The following is a 20,246-nucleotide window of genomic DNA, read 5'->3' as shown; positions in this document are numbered from 1 at the left end:
TGAAAAGTCTCCTCTGGTTTGAACGACAAAATCGAAGGAGGCTTTTCTTTATATGCTAAGAAAAGCGATTGGTTAATTTCTCGGCAGTGTAAATTCAATCTTGTGTGGTTCGCTATATACAGCAGTTCCCGTTCTAATTTGTGAGGGTAAATCATAATAATGAGCGGGAGGTATTGATATGGCTGATGAGCGCAATGTTAATGAAAATAGTAAAGATGAGCAGTTAGAGCAGTTTCGGGTTGACGATAAAGGCAAAAAACTGACGACCAATCAAGGATTAAGGGTGTCGGAGGATGAGTTTTCCTTAAAAGCTGGTGTACGTGGGCCGACTTTAATGGAAGATTTTCATTTCAGAGAAAAAATGACGCACTTTGATCATGAACGGATACCAGAGCGGGTTGTTCATGCACGCGGTTTTGCTGCGCATGGCTATTTTCAAGTGTATGAAAACATGCAGCAGTTTACGAGGGCTAAATTTTTGCATAACCCGAGTAAGAAAACACCAGTTTTTGTTCGCTTTTCAACTGTAGTAGGTTCGCGTGGTTCTGCAGATACAGTGCGAGATGTACGTGGTTTTGCAACGAAATTCTATACGGAAGAAGGAAATTATGACCTAGTTGCCAATAATATGCCAATCTTTTTCATTCAAGACGCTATCAAATTCCCGGATTTTGTTCATTCAATTAAGCCTGAGCCAGACAATGAAATTCCTCAAGCATCATCTGCCCATGATACTTTGTGGGATTTTGTTGCGAACAACCAGGAAACAGCTCATATGATGATGTGGCTGATGTCGGATCGTGCTATACCAAGAAGCTTCAGGATGATGGATGGATTTGGCGTTCATACTTTTCGTTTTGTTAATGAAGCCGGAAAAGCACATTTTGTAAAATTCCATTGGAAACCTAAACTCGGCGTACACTCTCTTGTTTGGGATGAAGCGCAAAAAATAGCTGGGGAGGACCCCGACTTTCATCGCCGTGATTTATGGAACAATATCGAAAAAGGAAATTATCCAGAGTTCGAACTAGGGGTTCAAATTATTAAAGAAGAAGATGAATTTATGTTCGATTTTGATATATTAGATGCGACAAAGTTATGGCCCGAAGAAGATGTGCCTGTACAAATTATCGGGAAAATGGTGTTGAATCGAAACGTAGATAATGCGTTTGCTGAAATTGAGCAAGTCGCTTTCCATCCAGGTAATGTTGTACCGGGAATAGATTTTACAAATGATCCGCTATTGCAAGGGCGTTTATTTTCCTATATCGATACCCAGTTAATTCGTCTAGGTGGCCCTAACTTCCATGAGTTGCCAATAAACAGGCCAGTGGTGCCTATCCACAATAATCAACGTGATGGATATCATCGACAAACGATTAATATTGGGAAAGTAAGTTATCATAGAAACTCCCTTGCAGGGAATACACCAGCACCGGCAAGCCCAGCAGAAGGCGGTTTTGAGCACTACCAAGAAAAAGTAGAAGGTCGGGTCGTACAGGCAAGAAGTGATAGTTTTAAAGACCATTTTACTCAAGCAACCCTCTTTTGGAATAGTATGACACCGATTGAAAAACAGCATATTATCGATGCATTTAGATTTGAACTTGGCAAAGTGAAAAGTATGTCTGTGAGACAGCAAGTGGTTGATATGTTTGCGCATGTCAGTTTGGAATTAACAACAGCATTTGCTGAACATATCGGAATTGCACCCCCTCAAAGCGGAGGGTCCAATGTCACGAAGTCATCACCGGCACTTAGCCAAGAAAATACAATTAAGGTTCCTAACACGCGTACGGTTGCGGTGATTATTACAAACGGATATGATGACAATGAAGTAAATTACGTGCTCGGTGCATTGAAATCAGCAGGTATTCAACCGGAAATCATTAGTGAAAACCTTGGAGAAATCATGGGAGCGGGTGGAACAAGGCTTAAAGTTGACCATACATTACTAACAGTTGACTCAGTGCTATTCGATGCTGTTTATATGGTAAAGGGTAGTAGTGTAAGTCCGAAATTTAATAAAAAATCTGCTTATTTTATTGACCAGGCTTTCAATCATTATAAACCAATCGGTGCTACTGGTGAAGGGAAAGAGTGGATCATTGTTAATGGTTTTGAAGGTCAGCCAGGCGTTGTGATGTCCGATAATACGAGCGATTTTGCACAGGAATTTATTGACGCAATTGCAGCCATACGTTTTTGGGACCGTCAGATTGTTTAATTAAAGATATTTTAGTGTATACTCAAAAACTTGATGAAAAGTAGAAAAAATCCTCAATCATTTAAATTGAATGAGGATTTTTGTTGTTATTATTTTTCCGGGAGTGTAGGGCTCAACAGTTACGTTGGCTAGAAAATCTACGTGTAGAAGTTATCCGAACAGTTTTCTAACTAAGTCTTCTTCTGGTGTAACAAATAACGTTTTTTGTTCAAAGTAAATGACAAATCCTGGCTTTGCACCATTTGGTTTTTTAACTTGTTTAACTTCTGTATAGTCAACTGGTACTGATGAAGATTCGCGTGCTTTACTAAAGTAAGCGGCTAATATTGCGGCTTCGGTTAGTGTTGTTTCGTCTGGTGAATCGCTATGGATGACGACATGAGAACCTGGGATGTCTTTTGTATGCAGCCAAATATGGTTTCTAGCAGCCATTTTGAAAGTTAGATAATCATTTTGTTTATTATTTTTTCCGACTGAAATTTTAGTCCCTGTCGATGAATGATAGGTTTCTGGCATCGGTCGTTTGTTCTTCTTGCGAGTATTTTTTGAACGAGATTTCATATAGCCAAGTTCATACAATTCTTCACGTATTTCTGCGATATCGTCTGGTGAAGCTTGGAGTACTTGTTGTTTCACCATTTCAAAGTATTCGATATCATCCTTTGTAATTTCTAGTTGTTCCGCAATCATCACTAAAGCATTTTTGGCCTTTGTATATCTCGAGAAAAAGCGCTGTGCATTTTCAAATGCGGATTTTTGCGGATCAAGTGGGATTGTAATTTGCGTTCCTTGTTCATAATAGTTATCAACAGTCGCCTCGGTTGCCCCTTTTTGAATGGCGTGTCCATTTGCGGTGAGTAGTTCCCCATATAATTGGTACGTATCGAGTTTTCCTGCGGATTTCTGCTCTTTTTCAAGTTTCACCATTTTTGTTTTAAGCTTAGTGATTTCATTGTTTAACCAACGTTCAAGGTCAGCGGCTTGTGACCGGACACGTTCTCTTTTTGCACGTTCGAAATACACTTTATCAAGCAGTTCACTTACTGTATTAAATTCGGCTATCGTTTTATCGGCGTGTGACAAAGTTGTCGCTGAGAATACAGTCCGATTCGCTTTTTCTGCTATATTTGGATTGCAACTTATCGTATTAAAAGAAGCGAGAAATGATTTAAATACCGCATAAGGATTTTCATCGTTTGCCCCTTGTAATCGGTGAAAAAGTTCTTCTCCGTTAATCGGAGAAAATCCAGAAAAGGTCCGTACAAAGTCGCGACCAGTTTCAATAGATGGAAGTAAGCTTACAAATTGTTCTTCCGATGTTGCAAAAGGATTGTTTTTATCTTGGGGTGGCGCCGGAATATACGGTTGACCAGGTAAGACTGTTCGATAACTGTTTACCGATGGCGGTAAATGTTTCAAACTGTCGATAATCATCTCACGTGCTGGATCAACAAGGATGATATTACTATGTCTCCCCATAATTTCTATGTACAGTTTACGGTCGATATCGTCTCCAATTTCGTTTTTCGCACGGATGGACATCGTTATAATTCTATCCGTTTCAAACTGTTCAACAGAGGTAATAAATCCGCCTTCCAAATGCTTTCGAAGTACCATGCAAAACATAGGTGGTTCAGGTGGGTTGGTAATCGCTTCTTCTGTGAAGTGAATACGCGAATAGGAAGGATGAATCGACGCTAGCAGTCGATAATTTTTACCTTTCGAACGTATTGTTAAAATGACTTCATGTCCGTTCGGTTGATGGATTCTAGAGATACGACCATCTTGTAAAACTTGTAGTTCGTTAACCATCGCTGTTGTAAATAAACCGTCAAATGCCATTTTTAAGCCTCTTTCATTTCATTTTGTTCTATTTTAGCACTCTATCTGGCATTTATGCTATAATATGAACAAGTTGTTTGCCATTAATTTAAATTAAAAAGAGGGATTAGATGTATAAAAAACGGGGACTTCTTATTGTTCTTTCTGGCCCTTCAGGCGTTGGAAAAGGAACAGTCCGAAAAGAACTATTTTCACAACCGAATACAAACTATGAATATTCCGTCTCAATGACGACGAGAAGTCCGCGTGAAGGCGAAGTCGATGGTGTCGATTATTTCTTTAAATCGAGAGAGGAATTTGAAGCGCTAATTGAACAAGACAAGCTCCTTGAGTATGCTGAATACGTTGGGAATTACTACGGTACTCCTTTAGACTATGTAGAATCTACATTGGAGGCTGGACGCGATGTGTTTTTAGAAATCGAAGTCATTGGGGCTGCACAAGTTCGAAAATTAGTGCCTGAAGGTTTATTTATTTTTTTAGCACCGCCTAGTCTTACGGCTTTGGAAAAACGTCTAATTGGAAGGGGAACGGAAACTTCCGAAGTGATTCAGTCTCGAGTTAATAAAGCTCGTGAAGAATTGGAAATGATGAACCTATACGATTACGTCGTTGAAAATGATGAAGTACAAAATGCATGCGACCGTATAAATGCGATTGTAACTGCAGAGCATTGTCGTAGGGAACGTGTTGAAAAAAGATACATTCAAATGTTGTAAGGAGATTTATAAATGCTATATCCATCTGTCGACTCATTACAGGAAAAAATCGAATCAAAATACACACTTGTCACGATTGCAGCGAAGCGTGCTCGTGAAATCCAAGAGGAGGATAATAAACTTCTGTCCTCTTACAAAACGAAAAAAGATGTTGGAAAAGCACTTGAAGAAATTACAGCAGGCGTCTTAACGAAAAAAGCAACAGATGCATCAGTCGTTTACGAAGACGAAATATAAAAAAAGCTGAAGCTGGACAATAAATACGCACATTTTAGCTTATAGAAGTCGCTAAGATTCAGTTTTTTGGCGTATTGCTATGTGTTCTGCTACCTATTAATAACAAAAACATAACGACGTTGTACTCCCTAAGAACGATTGCTTCTTCGGGAGTTTGTCATTTTAGAAAGGAAGAAAGTAATGCTAAACGATAAAAAAATCCTCATTTGTGTAACCGGAGGAATCGCGGTATATAAAGCGGTTGCGCTCGTCAGTAAGCTGTCTCAAGCAGGGGCGAATGTGAAAGTAATCATGACGGAATCCGCAAAAGAATTTGTTACCCCGTTAACATTTCAAGCGATGTCGCGAAATGACGTCTATTTTGATACGTTTGATGAGAAAGATTCCCGAGTGATTGCACATATCGATTTAGCGGATTGGGCAGATCTTGTTATCGTTGCACCGGCAACTGCAAATGTCCTTGGAAAAGTAGCAAATGGCATTGCAGATAATATGGTGACGACGACACTTCTGGCGACGACAGCAGAGATTTGGTTTGCACCAGCCATGAACGTACATATGTATGAAAATCAAGCAGTGAAGCGCAATATTGCAACACTAGCGAGTGATGGACATCGTTTTATCGAACCTTCTGAAGGATTTCTTGCATGCGGTTATGTAGGAAGAGGACGTCTTGAGGAACCAGAGAGAATTGTTGAATTGGTCAAAGCGCATTTTAAACCGAAAAACTTACCGTTAACAGGGAAAAAAGTTGTCGTTACGGCGGGACCAACGCGCGAGAGAATTGACCCTGTCCGCTATATCTCTAATTTTTCAAGTGGAAAAATGGGATACAGTATGGCTGAAGCAGCTGCAAGCTTAGGTGCTGAAACGATTTTGATTTCTGGTCCGGTTTCACTGGACAAACCAGCAGGTGTAAAAATAGTCGATGTGGAAAGTGCAGCGGAAATGTTTGAAGCTGTACGCGCTGAATATCACGATGCAACAATCGTGATTAAATCTGCTGCGGTTGCTGATTATCGCCCGGCCGAGATTCACACACAAAAAATAAAGAAATCCGATGATGATGATTCTGTAATAGAGTTGGCGCGGACAACGGATATCTTACAGACGCTTGGTGAATGGAAAGAAGACCAAGTTCTAGTCGGTTTTGCAGCCGAAACTGAAAATGTCATAGAAAATGGAAAAGGGAAATTACAACGAAAAAATTTAGATTATATTATTGTGAACGATGTGACAGACCCGGGAGGAGGGTTTGGGAGCGACACGAATGTCGTCACATTAATTTCCAAAAATGGAACGTATCACCCGTATTCATCTATGCCGAAAAAGGAACTCGCAACAGTTTTACTTCAAGAAATTGTACAAGAGGAAGGGCTTGATACGAACAATGATAGTTGAAGTCATTGTGGATGTAGCAGCTTATCCGATTGACAGACCTTTCGATTATATTGTACCGGAAGCTTTTCAAACAACGATCGAACGAGGAATAAGGGTGAAAGTTCCCTTTGGTCGACGAAAAGTCGTCGGTTACGTTACGAACATCAAAAATGAAAGTGAATTGGCGCTGAGTAAATTAAGACCTATTGAGGAACTTATCGATATTGAACCGGTGTTATCGGAAGAACAATTAATGCTGTCTCGTTGGTTGGCGACTGAGACATTGGCTTATCAAATCGACGCGTTACAAGTGATGTTACCTGCTGCGATGCGTGCGAAATATGACAAATTTATTGTTGTTCAAGATAGCGAAAAGATTCAAGATGAAAACTTTCAAAGGTTATTAGCGGGGAGAAAACGAATCCCGCTCAGTGCGATTAATGATGCCGGTTTATTTCGCATTTTGAAAAGTTATGTGGCGGAAGAAATTGTAACAGTTGACACAGCGGTTCAACAACAAGTAGACGTGAAAAAAGTAAGAACGATTCACATTGAAGAAAAAGAGAAGTTATTGCAAGTGAAAGAGACAATTCAGCAAAATGCAATTCGACAAATCGAGTTAATCGACTGGTTAATCGAACATGCTGGACAATCTGTACAAGCAAAACAAATTTTTGAGGCGACTGGAATTCAATCGAATGTACTTAAGACGATGATTGAACGTGGGGCGGCTCAGGAAACTTACGAGGAAGTGTATCGTGAACCTACAAGTCCTGAATTGCAAGACGTTCCGATTCCTGAAAAGTTAACAGATGAACAAGACCAGGCCTTGCATCCGATTAGACAAGCAATTATGGATGACAGACATGAAACATTTTTATTGCATGGGATAACGGGCAGTGGGAAGACAGAAGTTTATTTGCAAGCAATCACAAAAGTTTTGGAAAAAGGACAAGAGGCCATTGTTCTCGTTCCAGAAATCTCGCTCACACCGCAAATGACTGCACGTTTTAAAGCACGTTTTGGTCAGCTCGTTGCTGTGTTACATAGTGCGCTTTCTGCGGGAGAGAAATACGATGAATGGCGAAAAATTCACCGCGGTGAAGTGAAGGTCGTAGTTGGTGCCCGGTCAGCAATTTTTGCGCCATTTGAAAATATAGGCATTATTATTTTGGATGAAGAACATGAATCCACATATAAGCAAGAAGAATCGCCGCGTTATCATGCGAGGGATGTTGCGATAAAGCGCTCCGAATATTATAAATGTCCGGTACTTTTAGGGAGTGCAACACCGTCATTAGAGTCTTATGCACGTGCTTCTAAAGATGTTTATACATTATTAACTTTAAAAAATAGAGCGAAAAGCCAACAGCTACCTGAAGTTGAAGTAGTCGATATGCGTCAACAGTTAAAATCAGGGAATCGGTCAATGTTCTCAATCCCTCTAGCCGAAGCCATTCGGGAACGTTTAGAACGAAATGAACAAAGTGTCCTATTTTTAAATCGTCGAGGTTTTTCTTCGTTCGTATTATGTAGAGATTGTGGAACGACCGTTGAATGTCCAAACTGTGATATTTCTTTAACGTATCACCGGGCACATGAGTTGTTGAAATGCCACTATTGTGGCCATGAAGAACGCGTTCCGACTGTTTGTCCGCAATGTGAAAGCGAACATATTCGTTTTTTTGGGACTGGTACGCAAAAAGTAGAAGAGGAGATTGCGAAAATATTTCCGGATGCACGGGTCATTCGTATGGATGTAGATACGACGAGAAGAAAAGGTGCACATGAACGGTTACTTCGTCAGTTTAGTGAGGGAAAAGCAGATATTTTGCTTGGTACGCAGATGATTGCAAAAGGGCTTGATTTTCCTAATATCACTTTAGTTGGTGTATTGGCAGCGGATACAACGCTACATTTAGCAGACTTTCGAGCGGCAGAAAAGACATTTCAGTTGATGACACAAGTAAGCGGACGTGCAGGAAGACATGAATTACCGGGTGAAGTTTATATTCAAACCTATTCACCAGAACATTATGCAATTGAACTTGCCAAAGAGCAGCATTACGAACCGTTTTATCAAATGGAAATGCAATCACGAAGGCAATTCGGCTATCCGCCTTTTTATTTTTTTACGCTGATTCAGTTTTCACATGAAGATGTTTTGAAAGTCAGTGATTTTGCAAATAGAGGAACGACTTTTTTGAGAGGAAATCTTTCTTCCAACACAGTAATTATCGGGCCTACAGCAGCGGCCATAAGTCGTGTAAACAATAGATATCGTTACCAATGTTTGATAAAATACAAAAAAGAACCAAAGCTAACAGAGACATTGCAACAGTTAATTAGAATGTATCGAACAGACTGGATTAAATCGGGCCTCATTATGACGGTAGATGTTGATCCGATGTCCATTTTTTGAATAGAAAAGAGGAATGAAGTTGGCAGTTAGAGAAATTGTAAAGTATCCATCACCGATACTTGAAAAGAAATGTAAAGAAGTAGTGGAGTTTGATGAAAAGCTCGTGAAACTTCTTGAGGATATGCATGACACGATGATAGAGGCAGACGGAGTAGGTATTGCGGCTCCTCAAATTGGAGAGAATATTCAAGTAGCGATTGTCGATATGGGTGATGGTCAAGATGTGATTGAACTTATCAATCCAGTTGTGACAGCTACGGGTGGATCTGAAATCGATGTAGAAGGTTGTTTAAGTTTCCCAGATTTGTTTGGTGAAGTTGAACGGCCGTACTATGTAAAAGTCGAAGCACAAGAACGAGACGGCTCTATTTATGAAATCGAGGCAGAAGATTATACAGCTCGTGCAATTTTACATGAAATAGACCACTTAAATGGCATTTTATTTAACTCAAAAATGATTCGAATTGTCGACCTTGAAGACCTTGAAGTCGAGGATGAGCTTACTACGGAAAGAGAAGGTGAAGAAGTATGACATCCATTATATTTATGGGAACACCCGACTTTTCGGTGCCAATCTTATCGATGTTGAAAGAAGAAGGCTATCATATCGCCGCAGTTGTGACACAACCAGATCGACCGGTTGGAAGAAAAAGAGTACTCACGCCACCCCCTGTAAAAGTGGAAGCGGAAGAGCTGGGGATTCCTGTTATTCAACCAGAGAAATTAAAGGGCTCACAGGAACTCGAAGAAATCCTCTCATTAGAGGCGGACTTAATTGTGACAGCTGCATTTGGCCAATTATTACCAAAGGAACTGTTGGATGCACCACGTCTTGGATGTATTAATGTCCATGCATCGTTACTTCCGAAGTATAGAGGCGGGGCGCCAATTCATAAAGCAATTATAGAGGGCGAGACTGAAACAGGCGTTACAATTATGTATATGGTAGAAAAATTAGATGCAGGTGACATGATTTCGCAGGTCACTGTGCCGATTGCAGAAACGGATGATACCGGAACGATGTTTACGAAGCTCTCGGAAGCTGGTGTTACATTATTAAAAGAAACAATGCCTTCAATTATTGATGGTACAAACGAACGCATTCCACAAGACGAATCACTTGTTACGTTTGCAAGGAATATTTCACGTGAAGAGGAAAGAATTGATTGGACGGCTGCAGGAACAAAAATTTACAATCAAATTCGTGGGCTTCATCCATGGCCAGTTGCCTACACTGTATTTCGCGGAGAAAACGTAAAAATATGGTGGAGTGAAAAAGTTGAAGTTCAATCAGACGCTGAACCTGGAACGATTATTGCAATCGAAGAGGATCGCATTCTTGTGAAAACAGGAGATGACATTGGAATTGCGATTACGGATATTCAACCTGCAGGTAGAAAAAGGATGCTAGCAGAAGTGTTTATTCGTGGGGTAGGCGCATCTTGGAATAAAGGAGAAAAATTCGAATGACAAAACGGGGCAATAAGATTTGGAACGGAAATGTTCGTGATGCGGCCCTTTCCATTTTAATGGAGATTAATAAAAATCAAGCATTTAGTAATTTGCTTCTTCATAGGACAATAGAAAAATATGAAATACAGCCAAAAGACCGTGCGCTGTTAACTGAATTGACATATGGTACGCTGCAACATCGGATGACGCTCGACTACTATTTAGAGCCATTTGTACGTGGGAAATTAGATAGTTGGGTACGAGAATTACTGCGTATGTCTTTATATCAAATTATTTATTTGACGAAAATCCCTTCACATGCAGTTGTCCATGAAGCTGTTGAAATTGCTAAAAGACGCGGTCATAAACGGATTGGACCCACCGTGAATGGGATATTACGTTCCGTTTTACGTGTTGGCGTTCGCTCATTGGATGAAATAAAAGATCCTATTGAACGAATCGCTATCGAGACAAGTCATCCTCAGTGGCTTATCGAGAGATGGATTGCCTCATTCGGGGAAGAAGCGACAAGAGAGATGGCGACTCAAAATAATATTCCGCCAAATATGTCTATACGCGTCAATACAGTGAAGACGAATGTAGATGCGGTGGTATCGGAACTTGAAGCGCATAATGTGCAAGTTCGTCAAGGAGAGATCATTGCTGAATGTCTGATTAGTGAATCAGGAAATCCGGGCTCGACTGACGTATACAAAAATGGACTCATTACAATTCAAGATGAAAGCTCTATGCTACCAGTATATGCTTTAGATGTTGCGCCAAATATGAAAGTGTTAGATATGTGTGCGGCGCCGGGCGGAAAAACGACGCATATTGCAGAAAAAATGAATGACCAAGGTGAAGTTTATGCCCACGACCTTCACGAACATAAAGTGAAGTTAATTGAAAAAAATAGTGAGCGACTTGGACTATCGTCTATTAAAGTTCAAAGCGGGGACAGTAGAAACTTACTGAAATTATACGATAAAGAGTCTTTTGATCGGATATTAGTAGATGCGCCTTGTAGTGGGTTTGGCGTCATCAGAAGAAAACCTGAAATTAAGTATCATAAAAATGAAAATGACATTACTGGGTTATTAAAAATTCAGTCGGAATTATTACACACTGCTGAACAATTAATTAAACCAAATGGCATGATTGTTTATAGCACTTGTACCGTAGAATACGAAGAAAATCGCGGCATGGTTGAAAACTTTTTAAAGGAACATCCAACAATGGAACTTATTCCATTGCCAAATTTGGGGGAAATCGAAAAATTACAAATGCAAGAAAATACACTTCAAGTTTTACCTCAACATTTTGGTGGTGATGGTTTTTTCGTTGCAGCATTACGTAAAAAGGGTTAAATAGTTTGTGAAGAAATGAGGGGAAGAGCAGTGCAATACGAAGTTCTTTCAGACATTGGGAAAAAGAGAACGTTAAACGAAGATGGTGCTGCTGTTTTTACGCTTCCAAATGGGATACTACTTGCAGTAATTGCAGATGGAATGGGGGGGCACCAAGGGGGTGAATTCGCGAGTTCAACTGCAATCCAGATAATGGGAGACGAATTTACGAAGTTGGAAGCCACTTCCTTTCAAGATACTGAAGAGTGGGTTGAATGGTTAAAGGAAACGGTACTCTATGTAAATCGATACTTATATAATTACGCAAATGAAAATAAAGAAGTAGAAGGAATGGGAACCACGCTCGAAGCTGTGCTCATTAAAGACCGTACTTGTTTCGGTGCGCACATAGGAGATAGTCGAGTTTATAAAATTAACAACGAACAGATCGAACAAATTACGACAGATCACTCCTATGTAAAAGTACTAGTAGATAGTGGCGAAATTACGGAGCAAGAGGCAGAAGTTCATCCGCAGCGGAATTGGATTATTAAAGCGCTCGGTTCTGAAAGATCAGTTGAGCCGGATTGTTATACGCTTGATCTCAAAGACACCGCTTATTTACTACTTTGTTCTGATGGGTTGAGCAATAAAGTTGATAATCCATCCATTCATAAAATTGTACAATCAGATTTATCTTTAAAAGAAAAAACGAAAGCGCTCGTGGACTTGGCGAATAAGATGGGTGGAGAAGATAATATCTCTGTCATTTTGCTCGGTTCACCGGATTCGGAGGTGCCGCTAACATGATTGGAAAAAGAATTGGCGGCCGATATGAAGTATTAAGCTATATTGGTGGAGGCGGAATGTCTCGTGTTTATCTTGCGCATGATGTGATTTTGGGTCGAGATGTCGCAATTAAAGTATTAAATTATGACTTTTCAAATGAAGAAGAGCTCAAAAGAAGATTTATGCGTGAAGCTCTTTCAGCAACGAGTTTAACACATCCTAATATTGTGGATATATTTGATGTCGGTGAAGACGGAGATATCCATTATTTGGTCATGGAGTATATTGATGGTCAAACGTTAAAAGAGTTTATCGTTTCACAAGGACCTTTATCGCCTGAAGAGGCGCTACCCATTATGAAGCAACTTGTATCTGCCATTTCTAACGCTCATTACAATGGAATTGTTCATCGAGATATTAAACCACAAAATATTTTAATGGACAACGAAGGAAATGTGAAAATTACGGACTTTGGCATCGCAATGGCGCTGAATGCAACTGCACATACGAAAACAAATTCCGTATTAGGAACAGTACATTATTTATCTCCTGAACAAGCACGCGGGGGAATGGCCACAAAAAAGTCGGATATCTATTCAGTGGGTATCGTCTTTTATGAACTGTTAACGGGTAAATTGCCTTTTTCAGGAGAATCTGCTGTCTCAATTGCGCTCAAGCATTTACAAGAAGAGACACCTTCTGTACGGGCTTTATTCCCATCGATTCCGCAAAGTGTTGAAAATGTCATATTAAAAGCAACGGCGAAAGAGTCTGCTGTGCGTTATAGTTCAGCTGATGAAATGCAAGAGGATTTAGCTACAGTTCTTTCACAAGAACGGGCGAATGAAGAGAAATTTACGATACCTTTTGATGATGAAGCGACCCGTGCGATTCCTGCTATTGTGGAAGCACCAGCATTTGGAAGTGTTGAGCAGACGATTAAACATGAGCCTGTTCAAGAAGAAAAGAAAGCCGAGCCGAAAAAGAAACGAAAAAAATGGCCGTTTATCGTTGGTGGCCTTACAGCCCTAGTGATTATCGGTCTACTTATTTACTTTTTGCCAAGTTTATTAGGTTTGAAAAAGATAGAGGTTCCAGATGTTGTTGAAATGACAGAAACTGAAGCGATTAAAGCACTTGAAGAAGATGGATTTATCGTGCAGGAGAGTATTGAAGAACATTCGGACGATATTGAAGCTGGCAAAGTAATTAAAACGTACCCAGAAGCAGGGAAGGAAAGACCAATTGGTACTGAGATTACTTTATACGTTAGTATCGGTAAAGACTTAGTCGCGATTGAAAATTATATCGGCGATGATTTTAAACAAGTGGCGAGTTTACTTGCAAATTATGGGTATCGCTCAATTGAACCGAATGACGTGTATTCGGACGAACCAGAAGGAACCATAATAGGTCAAGATCCAGAACCGGGTACAGAAATCAACCCGAATGAGACGGACTTAGTATTTACAGTGAGTAAAGGAAAAGAAATGCTAGCTGTTCCAGACTTGTCTGGTTTAAGTGAAACAGAGGTTAAAGAACAAGGAAGAAGTTTGGGGTTTGAAGTGTCTATCGATTCGAGAGAAAACTCCGACACTGTTGCAGAAGGGCATGTTCTTTCACAAAACCGAGCTGCTGGCACACATATCGAAAAAGGTGGCGTCATCAGTGTTGTGATTTCAAAAGGAACGGAACCAAAGCCTGTCCAACATATTACTCACAGAGTCACCATTGAATATTTAGAAGATGAAACGACTGATGATGACGGAGAACAACACGAAAAAACACCACAAATCATTCGGATTTACGTACAAGACCGTAATCATTCGATGGCAGATTTGTATGATGAATTTTCAATTACAGAAAACGATGAAGTGACTATAAAAATGGAACTTGAAGAAGATCAAAGAGGCGCATATCGAATTACGCGGGACGATACACTTATCGAAGAAAAAAAGTTCGATTATGGTGACGCAGATTAAGTTAAGGGAGGGGAAGAATACTGGAAGGTCAAATTAGAAAAGCGATTAGTGGCTTCTATTACGTACAAAATAATGATCAATTAGTACAGTGTAAAGGGCGAGGTGTTTTTAGAAAAAGAGGTGTACACCCTTTAGTCGGCGATTTTGTCACCTATAAACCTGATGGCGACAATGATGCAACGATTACAGAAGTACATGAACGAAAAAATGAACTTATTCGTCCGCCAATTGCTAATGTCGACCAAGCATTGCTTGTATTTTCAATCGTTGAACCTGATTTTAGTACGCATTTACTAGATCGTTTCCTTACTGTCATTGAATCTTTCCGCATTCAACCAGTCATTTGCTTAACAAAAAAGGATTTAGCGAGCCAAGCTGAATTGAATTCGGTATTGGAAGTGGCTAAGTACTATGAAAGTATAGGGTATGAGGTTGTCGTTACTTTTATTAACGACCCCGAGTTGCCTAAAAAATTAAAACCTATATTGCAAGGGAAAGTAACTGTATTAGCTGGACAGTCAGGCGTTGGAAAATCAACTTTGCTCAATACAGTACTTCCTTCGCTAGGGTTGAAAACGGGTGTTATATCAGACGCTCTTGGCCGCGGAAAACATACGACCCGTCATGTAGAGTTATTAGAGGTCGGTGATGGTTTAGTTGCTGATACACCAGGATTTAGTTCACTGGAATTCGAGCATATCGAAAAAGTGCAGTTGTCCAGCCACTTCATTGAATTTAATGAGCCTTCAAAATCATGTAAATTCCGCGGTTGCCTACATGAAAATGAACCAAGGTGTGCAGTTAAAGAATTGGTGGAGTCGGGACAGATTGCATCATTCCGTTATCGTCACTATTTACATTTTTTAAAAGAAATTAAAGAACGAAAGCCGAGGTATTAAGAAATGATCAAAATTGCACCATCTATTTTAGCTGCTGACTTTTCGAAATTAGCTGAAGAAGTCATCGAAGTTGAGGAAGCGGGCGCATCGCTTATTCATATCGATGTAATGGACGGACATTTTGTACCTAATATTACAATGGGGCCACTCGTTGTAGAAGCATTGAGACCCGTTACGAAGTTGCCCTTAGATGTTCATTTAATGATTGAAAACCCTGACGCTTATATCGAGCAATTTGCGAAAGCCGGTGCAGATTATATTACGGTTCATGTTGAAGCTTGCCCGCACTTACATCGTACGCTTCAGTTAATTCGTTCACATGGCGTTAAATCAGGTGTTGTATTAAATCCACATACTCCAGTGGAAACAATTCTTCATGTGTTAGATGAAATAGATTTAGTGTTGTTTATGACTGTAAATCCAGGTTTTGGTGGACAGAAGTTTATTCACGCTGTATTACCTAAAGTCAAACAATTATCGAACATTATTAAGGAACGTAATTTGCCAATTGAAATTGAAATTGATGGCGGAGTCGATGAAGAGACGATTATTCCGTGTGTTGAAGCTGGGGCAACAATTTTGGTAGCTGGTTCTGCTATATTTGGAAAGCAAAACAGGGCAGAGGCCTTACGAGAAATAAAGGCAGCGGGAGAAGGGGCCATTAAAAAATGAAGTTAGCTGTTGTCTGTGCAGGTGGACCGAAGGAAGAGATTACTAATCTAACACAGTTTCCGGTCGAATCCACGGTTTTTATTGGTGCAGATAGAGGGGCGCTTCATTTACTAATGGCAGGAATCATCCCACAGGAAGCGGTCGGTGATTTTGACTCCGTATCAAAGGAAGAATACGCCGAAATTCAATCTGCTGTAAATGTAATGGATGAATTTTGTGCAGAAAAGAACGAAACAGATACGGAACTTGCAGTTGAGCGGGCGCTTTCCTATCAACCTGAGCAAATCATACTAACGGGTGTGACCGGCGGCAGACTAGATCATATGGCGGCGGCACTCCAATTACTATATCGTCTTCAAATGGATCATCCACAAATCTCCTTTAAAATTTGTAATCGACAAAATGAATTAACAATTCTTCGACCAGCAGTACATCAACTACTTTATAATAAAAGTTTACCGTATGTGTCTTTTTTTGCATTTGAAGGCGCTGTGACAGGGTTAACATTAAGTGGTTTTAAATATGAAACTACTGATGAAACGCTAGAATTAGGTATGACAAGATTTACAAGTAATGAACTTGCAACAAGTGTTAGTACTATCTCATTCCGTGAAGGCATATGTTTAATGGTAAGGAGTTCAGATGCTTGAAAGGAGTGGGAGAATGCGCGTCTATACATTTACTTTACCTAAATTTGTAAGTGGAATTGTAAGGAAATGCATGGTTGTATTCCAGAAGGATGAGAAACCTAAACAAGCTTCGAATAAGAAGAAAAGAAGGAAAAACGACAAAATGCCAGGCTGATATTTCTCAGCTTGGCATTTTCACGTTTTAAATCAACTATAAAATCTGCTATAGTGGAATAATTTACATAAAAAAGTACTATTATAATAAATATTCGCGTTCGCTAAGAACACTTTATACTTTCTTTTTGTAGATTATACGCGTTGAACTTTACCAGATTTTAATGCTCTTGCAGATACCCAAACACGTTTAGGTTTTCCGTTAACAAGAATGCGAACTTTTTGAAGGTTTGCACCCCATTTACGTCTGCTTGAGTTTAATGCGTGTGAACGCGTGTTACCAACACCAGCTTTACGGCCAGTAATTACACATTGTTTAGACATATTTGTTACCTCCTCGTTTGTGAAGATTCAATGATGCACTCATTAATTTGCATACAACTTAATTTATCATAAAGTAAAGGCAATAGCAACTGATTTCGACAGGTCTTTCAAGTAAATGTGCTTTACATCCAATCAATAAAAGCTGATGAAGGCGCCTAGATGCGAACAGCTTTTGTAATAGACTCACTTTTAAATACAATATCATTTCTTTTATTATAATGTCGGGTATAGTACAATAGGGTGAACGAAAAAAGATGCGGGGGGACATATTTATGTCAATCGAAGTAAAGAATGAATATGGCAAGATTGATATTACAAATGATGTAATTGCCCAAATCGTAGGTGAAGCATCAATTGAGTGTTATGGAATTGTAGGAATGGCGTCTAGACATCAGATTCGAGACGGCTTGACAGAAATATTGCGGAAAGAAAACTTTGCGCGTGGTGTGATTGTCCGTAATATTGGTGAGGATACACATATTGATGTTCATGTCATTGTTGGATATGGCACTAAAATTTCCGAAGTTGCGTATCAAGTTCAATCGAAAGTAAAATATACATTGCAAAAAACAGTAGGTCTTAGTGTGGAATCAATCAACATTTTCGTTCAGGGAGTCCGAGTGACGAACTTTTAGAAGGAGGAATTTTAGGTAATGAAGTTTATTGATGGAGTGAAATTTTCGGAAATGGTGAAGCTCGGTGCCCATCACCTTTATGAAAATGCGGATTACGTTGATTCGCTTAACGTTTTCCCAGTTCCGGATGGAGATACAGGGACAAATATGAATTTGTCAATGTCCTCAGGAGCAAAAGAAATTGAAGCTAATACTGTCGAGCATATTGGCGAAACAGCAGGAGCCCTTTCAAAAGGTTTATTAATGGGAGCACGTGGAAACTCAGGAGTCATTCTTTCTCAATTGTTTCGCGGGTTCGGAAAAGCAATAGAAAGTGAAGCGAAAATTGATGGGAAGAAATTTGCTGACGCATTAAAATACGGAGTTGACACGGCTTATAAGGCTGTTATGAAGCCGGTTGAGGGTACGATTTTAACAGTTGCAAAAGATGCAGCTAATGCGGCCGTAGAAAAAGCGAATACTACTGATGATGTCATTGAAGTAATGGAAACCGTCGTAGATGAAGCGAAAGCCTCCCTCGACCGTACACCTGAACTACTCGCTGTATTGAAGGAAGTTGGGGTTGTTGACAGCGGCGGTCAAGGTCTTGTGTACGTTTATGAAGGGTTTTTGGCTTGTCTTAAAGGTGAAGAATTGCCGGTCAGAACGGATGTTCAATCGATGGACGAGCTTGTAAATGCGGCGCATCATCAAAGTGTTCAAGACTTTATGAGTACGGATGATATTATTTACGGCTATTGTACTGAGTTCATGGTGAAGTTTGAGTCCGAAAAACTTATTGACAATCCTTTTGATGAGGGAGAATACCGTCAAGAACTAAGTGAATTTGGAGACTCCCTGCTTGTGATTTCTGATGACGAAATTGCAAAAGTACATATACATTCAGAAACACCTGGGGATGTCCTATCATTCAGCCAAAAATATGGTTCACTCATCAATATGAAGATTGAAAATATGAGGCAGCAACACGAAGATATTGTCGGCACGAAAGCAAACGACAAAAAAGAGAAGCATCCTTATGCGGTTGTTACTGTAGCAATGGGCTCGGGCATTGCTGAATTATTAAAGAGTGTCGGGGCTTCAGTTGTCATTGAAGGCGGACAAACGATGAATCCTTCAACTCAAGACATCGTTAAAGCGATTGAAGATGTAAGTGCAGAAAGAGTTCTAATTTTACCGAACAATAAAAATATCGTAATGGCTGCTGAGCAAGCAGCAGAACATCTTGGTATTGAAGCAGCAGTTGTACCAACTACGACTGTTCCTGAAGGCCTATCAGCAATCCTAGCATTTAATCCAGAAGCTGATGTCGAAGTGAATAAAAATGCGATGATTGAAGCTGCTTCTTATGTAAAAACAGCTCAAGTGACATACGCAGTTCGTGATACTTCAATTGATGGCATTGATATTAAAAAAGGTGCATTCATGGGAATTGATAGCGGCAAAATTGTCACAACGAATCCGTCATTAGAAGATGTAACAAAATCACTCATTCAAAAGATTATTGATGACGAATCTGAAATTATTACCGTTATATATGGTGAAGATGTGAGTGAGGAAGAAGCGACACGCATTGGAGACTATATAGAAGAGCATTTTGATCATGTCGATGTTGAGTTGTATAATGGGAAGCAACCATTATATCCGTATATCATTTCTGTTGAATAAAATAAATGTGTCAGGCTTTTCAAGAAACCTAAATAAAAGTAGAGCAGGGAAATCTAACAGATTCTCTACTCTACTTTTTCTCTCTTTATTGAAGGGAAATTTAAAAGTGAAAAGTATTTTGGCATCGTCCGCCTATTGATGTAAAATAGAAGTAAGTGCAGTAGAAGGGGGTATGAAAAATGAAATTTAGATCAGTATTCGATATTATTGGACCCGTCATGATTGGACCATCGTCGTCTCATACGGCAGGTGCGGCACGTATTGGCCGTGTTGCAAGAACTTTATTTGGAAGGCAGCCAGATTGGGCGAAAATATATTTATACGGTTCATTTGCAGAGACTTATAAAGGACATGGGACAGATGTCGCGATTATTGGCGGATTAATGGATTACGATACATTTGATGAACGAATAAAGACGGCATTTGAAGATGCAAAAAAGGCTGGCTTTTCATTTGAGTTTATTCCCGAAGAGGAAGAAATGGAACATCCAAATACTGCAAAGATTGTAATTGGTGATGAAAACAGTGTCATGGAGTTAACGGGAATTTCAATTGGCGGTGGGAAAATGGAAGTTGTCGAGTTGAATGGTTTCCCGTTAAGACTTTCAGGAAATTATCCTGCACTACTCGTCGTTCACCAAGACCGAGCGGGACTCATCGCGAGTGTTGCCAATGCGCTTGCCAAACGAGGGGTTAATATCGCACATATGGAAGTTGGCAGAAAAGAAAAAGGGAAAATGGCTTTAATGGTCATTGAAGTCGATCAATTAATAGATGATGAAATTATTAATGAATTAAGAGGGTTGCCACACATAACGCAAGTCTCTACGATAGCGGAATAAGGAGGGA

At 39.8% G+C, this 20,246-nt stretch carries 19 protein-coding genes; 17 read left to right on the top strand and 2 right to left on the bottom strand.

Features of this window, described 5'->3' with window-relative positions:
• Window positions 1-178: 178 nt before the first annotated feature.
• Window positions 179-2,227, top strand: coding sequence for a catalase (locus tag AB1H92_RS10150; RefSeq protein WP_115360409.1), 2,049 nt, complete (start codon window positions 179-181; stop codon window positions 2,225-2,227).
• A gap of 150 nt (window positions 2,228-2,377) precedes the next feature.
• Here the strand turns inward: AB1H92_RS10150 and AB1H92_RS10145 are convergent, their stop codons facing one another.
• Window positions 2,378-4,069 carry an NFACT family protein gene (locus AB1H92_RS10145; protein ID WP_115360410.1) on the bottom strand — a complete coding sequence of 564 codons (1,692 nt, stop codon included), beginning with the start codon at window positions 4,067-4,069 and terminating at the stop codon, window positions 2,378-2,380.
• Window positions 4,070-4,179: 110 nt separating this feature from the next.
• On the opposite strand from AB1H92_RS10145, the gene gmk reads away from it, so the two are divergent.
• The 13 genes from gmk to spoVM all read left to right on the top strand — a co-directional run bounded on the left by gmk (window position 4,180) and on the right by spoVM (window position 16,771).
• Window positions 4,180-4,788 (top strand): guanylate kinase, encoded by a 609-nt coding sequence (gmk, locus tag AB1H92_RS10140; protein WP_115360411.1) that lies wholly within the window; start codon window positions 4,180-4,182, stop codon window positions 4,786-4,788.
• Between the two features lie 12 nt (window positions 4,789-4,800).
• The gene (gene rpoZ, locus AB1H92_RS10135; protein WP_115360412.1) at window positions 4,801-5,025 is read left to right on the top strand and encodes a DNA-directed RNA polymerase subunit omega; all 225 of its coding nucleotides are present in this window, start codon (window positions 4,801-4,803) and stop codon (window positions 5,023-5,025) included.
• 180 nt (window positions 5,026-5,205) lie between these two features.
• Complete coding sequence (coaBC, locus tag AB1H92_RS10130; RefSeq protein ID WP_115360413.1) at window positions 5,206-6,426, top strand: bifunctional phosphopantothenoylcysteine decarboxylase/phosphopantothenate--cysteine ligase CoaBC; 1,221 nt, start codon at window positions 5,206-5,208, stop codon at window positions 6,424-6,426.
• The gene (priA, locus tag AB1H92_RS10125) at window positions 6,416-8,827 is read left to right on the top strand and encodes a primosomal protein N' (RefSeq protein WP_115364046.1); all 2,412 of its coding nucleotides are present in this window, start codon (window positions 6,416-6,418) and stop codon (window positions 8,825-8,827) included. Before coaBC ends, priA begins: the two co-directional genes overlap by 11 nt.
• A 19-nt stretch (window positions 8,828-8,846) precedes the next feature.
• Window positions 8,847-9,359 (top strand): peptide deformylase, encoded by a 513-nt coding sequence (def, locus tag AB1H92_RS10120; protein ID WP_115360414.1) that lies wholly within the window; start codon window positions 8,847-8,849, stop codon window positions 9,357-9,359.
• Window positions 9,356-10,297 (top strand): methionyl-tRNA formyltransferase, encoded by a 942-nt coding sequence (fmt, locus tag AB1H92_RS10115; RefSeq protein ID WP_115360415.1) that lies wholly within the window; start codon window positions 9,356-9,358, stop codon window positions 10,295-10,297. Before def ends, fmt begins: the two co-directional genes overlap by 4 nt.
• A complete protein-coding gene (rsmB, locus tag AB1H92_RS10110) occupies window positions 10,294-11,646 on the top strand; it encodes a 16S rRNA (cytosine(967)-C(5))-methyltransferase RsmB (protein ID WP_115360416.1) in 1,353 nt (450 codons plus the stop codon). The genes fmt and rsmB overlap by 4 nt, the downstream gene beginning before the upstream one ends.
• A 30-nt stretch (window positions 11,647-11,676) precedes the next feature.
• Complete coding sequence (locus AB1H92_RS10105; RefSeq protein WP_115360417.1) at window positions 11,677-12,435, top strand: Stp1/IreP family PP2C-type Ser/Thr phosphatase; 759 nt, start codon at window positions 11,677-11,679, stop codon at window positions 12,433-12,435.
• Window positions 12,432-14,396: a Stk1 family PASTA domain-containing Ser/Thr kinase gene (pknB, locus tag AB1H92_RS10100; protein ID WP_115360418.1), complete on the top strand. Its 1,965-nt coding sequence runs from the start codon at window positions 12,432-12,434 to the stop codon at window positions 14,394-14,396. The genes AB1H92_RS10105 and pknB overlap by 4 nt, the downstream gene beginning before the upstream one ends.
• A gap of 17 nt (window positions 14,397-14,413) precedes the next feature.
• Window positions 14,414-15,295: a ribosome small subunit-dependent GTPase A gene (gene rsgA / locus AB1H92_RS10095; protein ID WP_115360419.1), complete on the top strand. Its 882-nt coding sequence runs from the start codon at window positions 14,414-14,416 to the stop codon at window positions 15,293-15,295.
• A 3-nt stretch (window positions 15,296-15,298) separates the two neighbouring features.
• Window positions 15,299-15,967, top strand: a complete 669-nt coding sequence (rpe, locus tag AB1H92_RS10090; RefSeq protein WP_115360420.1) for a ribulose-phosphate 3-epimerase — start codon at window positions 15,299-15,301, stop codon at window positions 15,965-15,967.
• On the top strand, window positions 15,964-16,617 hold the full coding sequence (locus AB1H92_RS10085; RefSeq protein WP_115360421.1) for a thiamine diphosphokinase: 654 nt from the start codon (window positions 15,964-15,966) through the stop codon (window positions 16,615-16,617). The genes rpe and AB1H92_RS10085 overlap by 4 nt, the downstream gene beginning before the upstream one ends.
• 13 nt (window positions 16,618-16,630) lie before the next feature.
• Window positions 16,631-16,771: a stage V sporulation protein SpoVM gene (gene spoVM / locus AB1H92_RS10080; protein ID WP_082295181.1), complete on the top strand. Its 141-nt coding sequence runs from the start codon at window positions 16,631-16,633 to the stop codon at window positions 16,769-16,771.
• A gap of 134 nt (window positions 16,772-16,905) precedes the next feature.
• On the opposite strand, the gene rpmB is transcribed toward spoVM, so the two are convergent.
• The gene (gene rpmB / locus AB1H92_RS10075; protein ID WP_075528460.1) at window positions 16,906-17,094 is read right to left on the bottom strand and encodes a 50S ribosomal protein L28; all 189 of its coding nucleotides are present in this window, start codon (window positions 17,092-17,094) and stop codon (window positions 16,906-16,908) included.
• Between the two features lie 272 nt (window positions 17,095-17,366).
• Here rpmB and AB1H92_RS10070 point away from each other — a divergent pair, with 272 nt between their 5' ends.
• From AB1H92_RS10070 to sdaAB, 3 genes are all read left to right on the top strand, one after another.
• Window positions 17,367-17,729, top strand: coding sequence for an Asp23/Gls24 family envelope stress response protein (locus tag AB1H92_RS10070; RefSeq protein ID WP_115360422.1), 363 nt, complete (start codon window positions 17,367-17,369; stop codon window positions 17,727-17,729).
• A gap of 18 nt (window positions 17,730-17,747) precedes the next feature.
• On the top strand, window positions 17,748-19,397 hold the full coding sequence (locus AB1H92_RS10065; protein ID WP_115360423.1) for a DAK2 domain-containing protein: 1,650 nt from the start codon (window positions 17,748-17,750) through the stop codon (window positions 19,395-19,397).
• Window positions 19,398-19,576: 179 nt separating this feature from the next.
• Window positions 19,577-20,239, top strand: a complete 663-nt coding sequence (sdaAB, locus tag AB1H92_RS10060) for an L-serine ammonia-lyase, iron-sulfur-dependent subunit beta (RefSeq protein WP_115360424.1) — start codon at window positions 19,577-19,579, stop codon at window positions 20,237-20,239.
• Window positions 20,240-20,246: the final 7 nt, after the last annotated feature.

Source organism: Sporosarcina pasteurii, assembly GCF_041295575.1.
GTDB classification, from domain to species: Bacteria; Bacillota; Bacilli; order Bacillales_A; family Planococcaceae; genus Sporosarcina; species Sporosarcina pasteurii.
The sequence above is the reverse complement of the archived record's forward strand: the minus strand, read 5'-3'. Positions and strand labels throughout refer to the sequence as shown.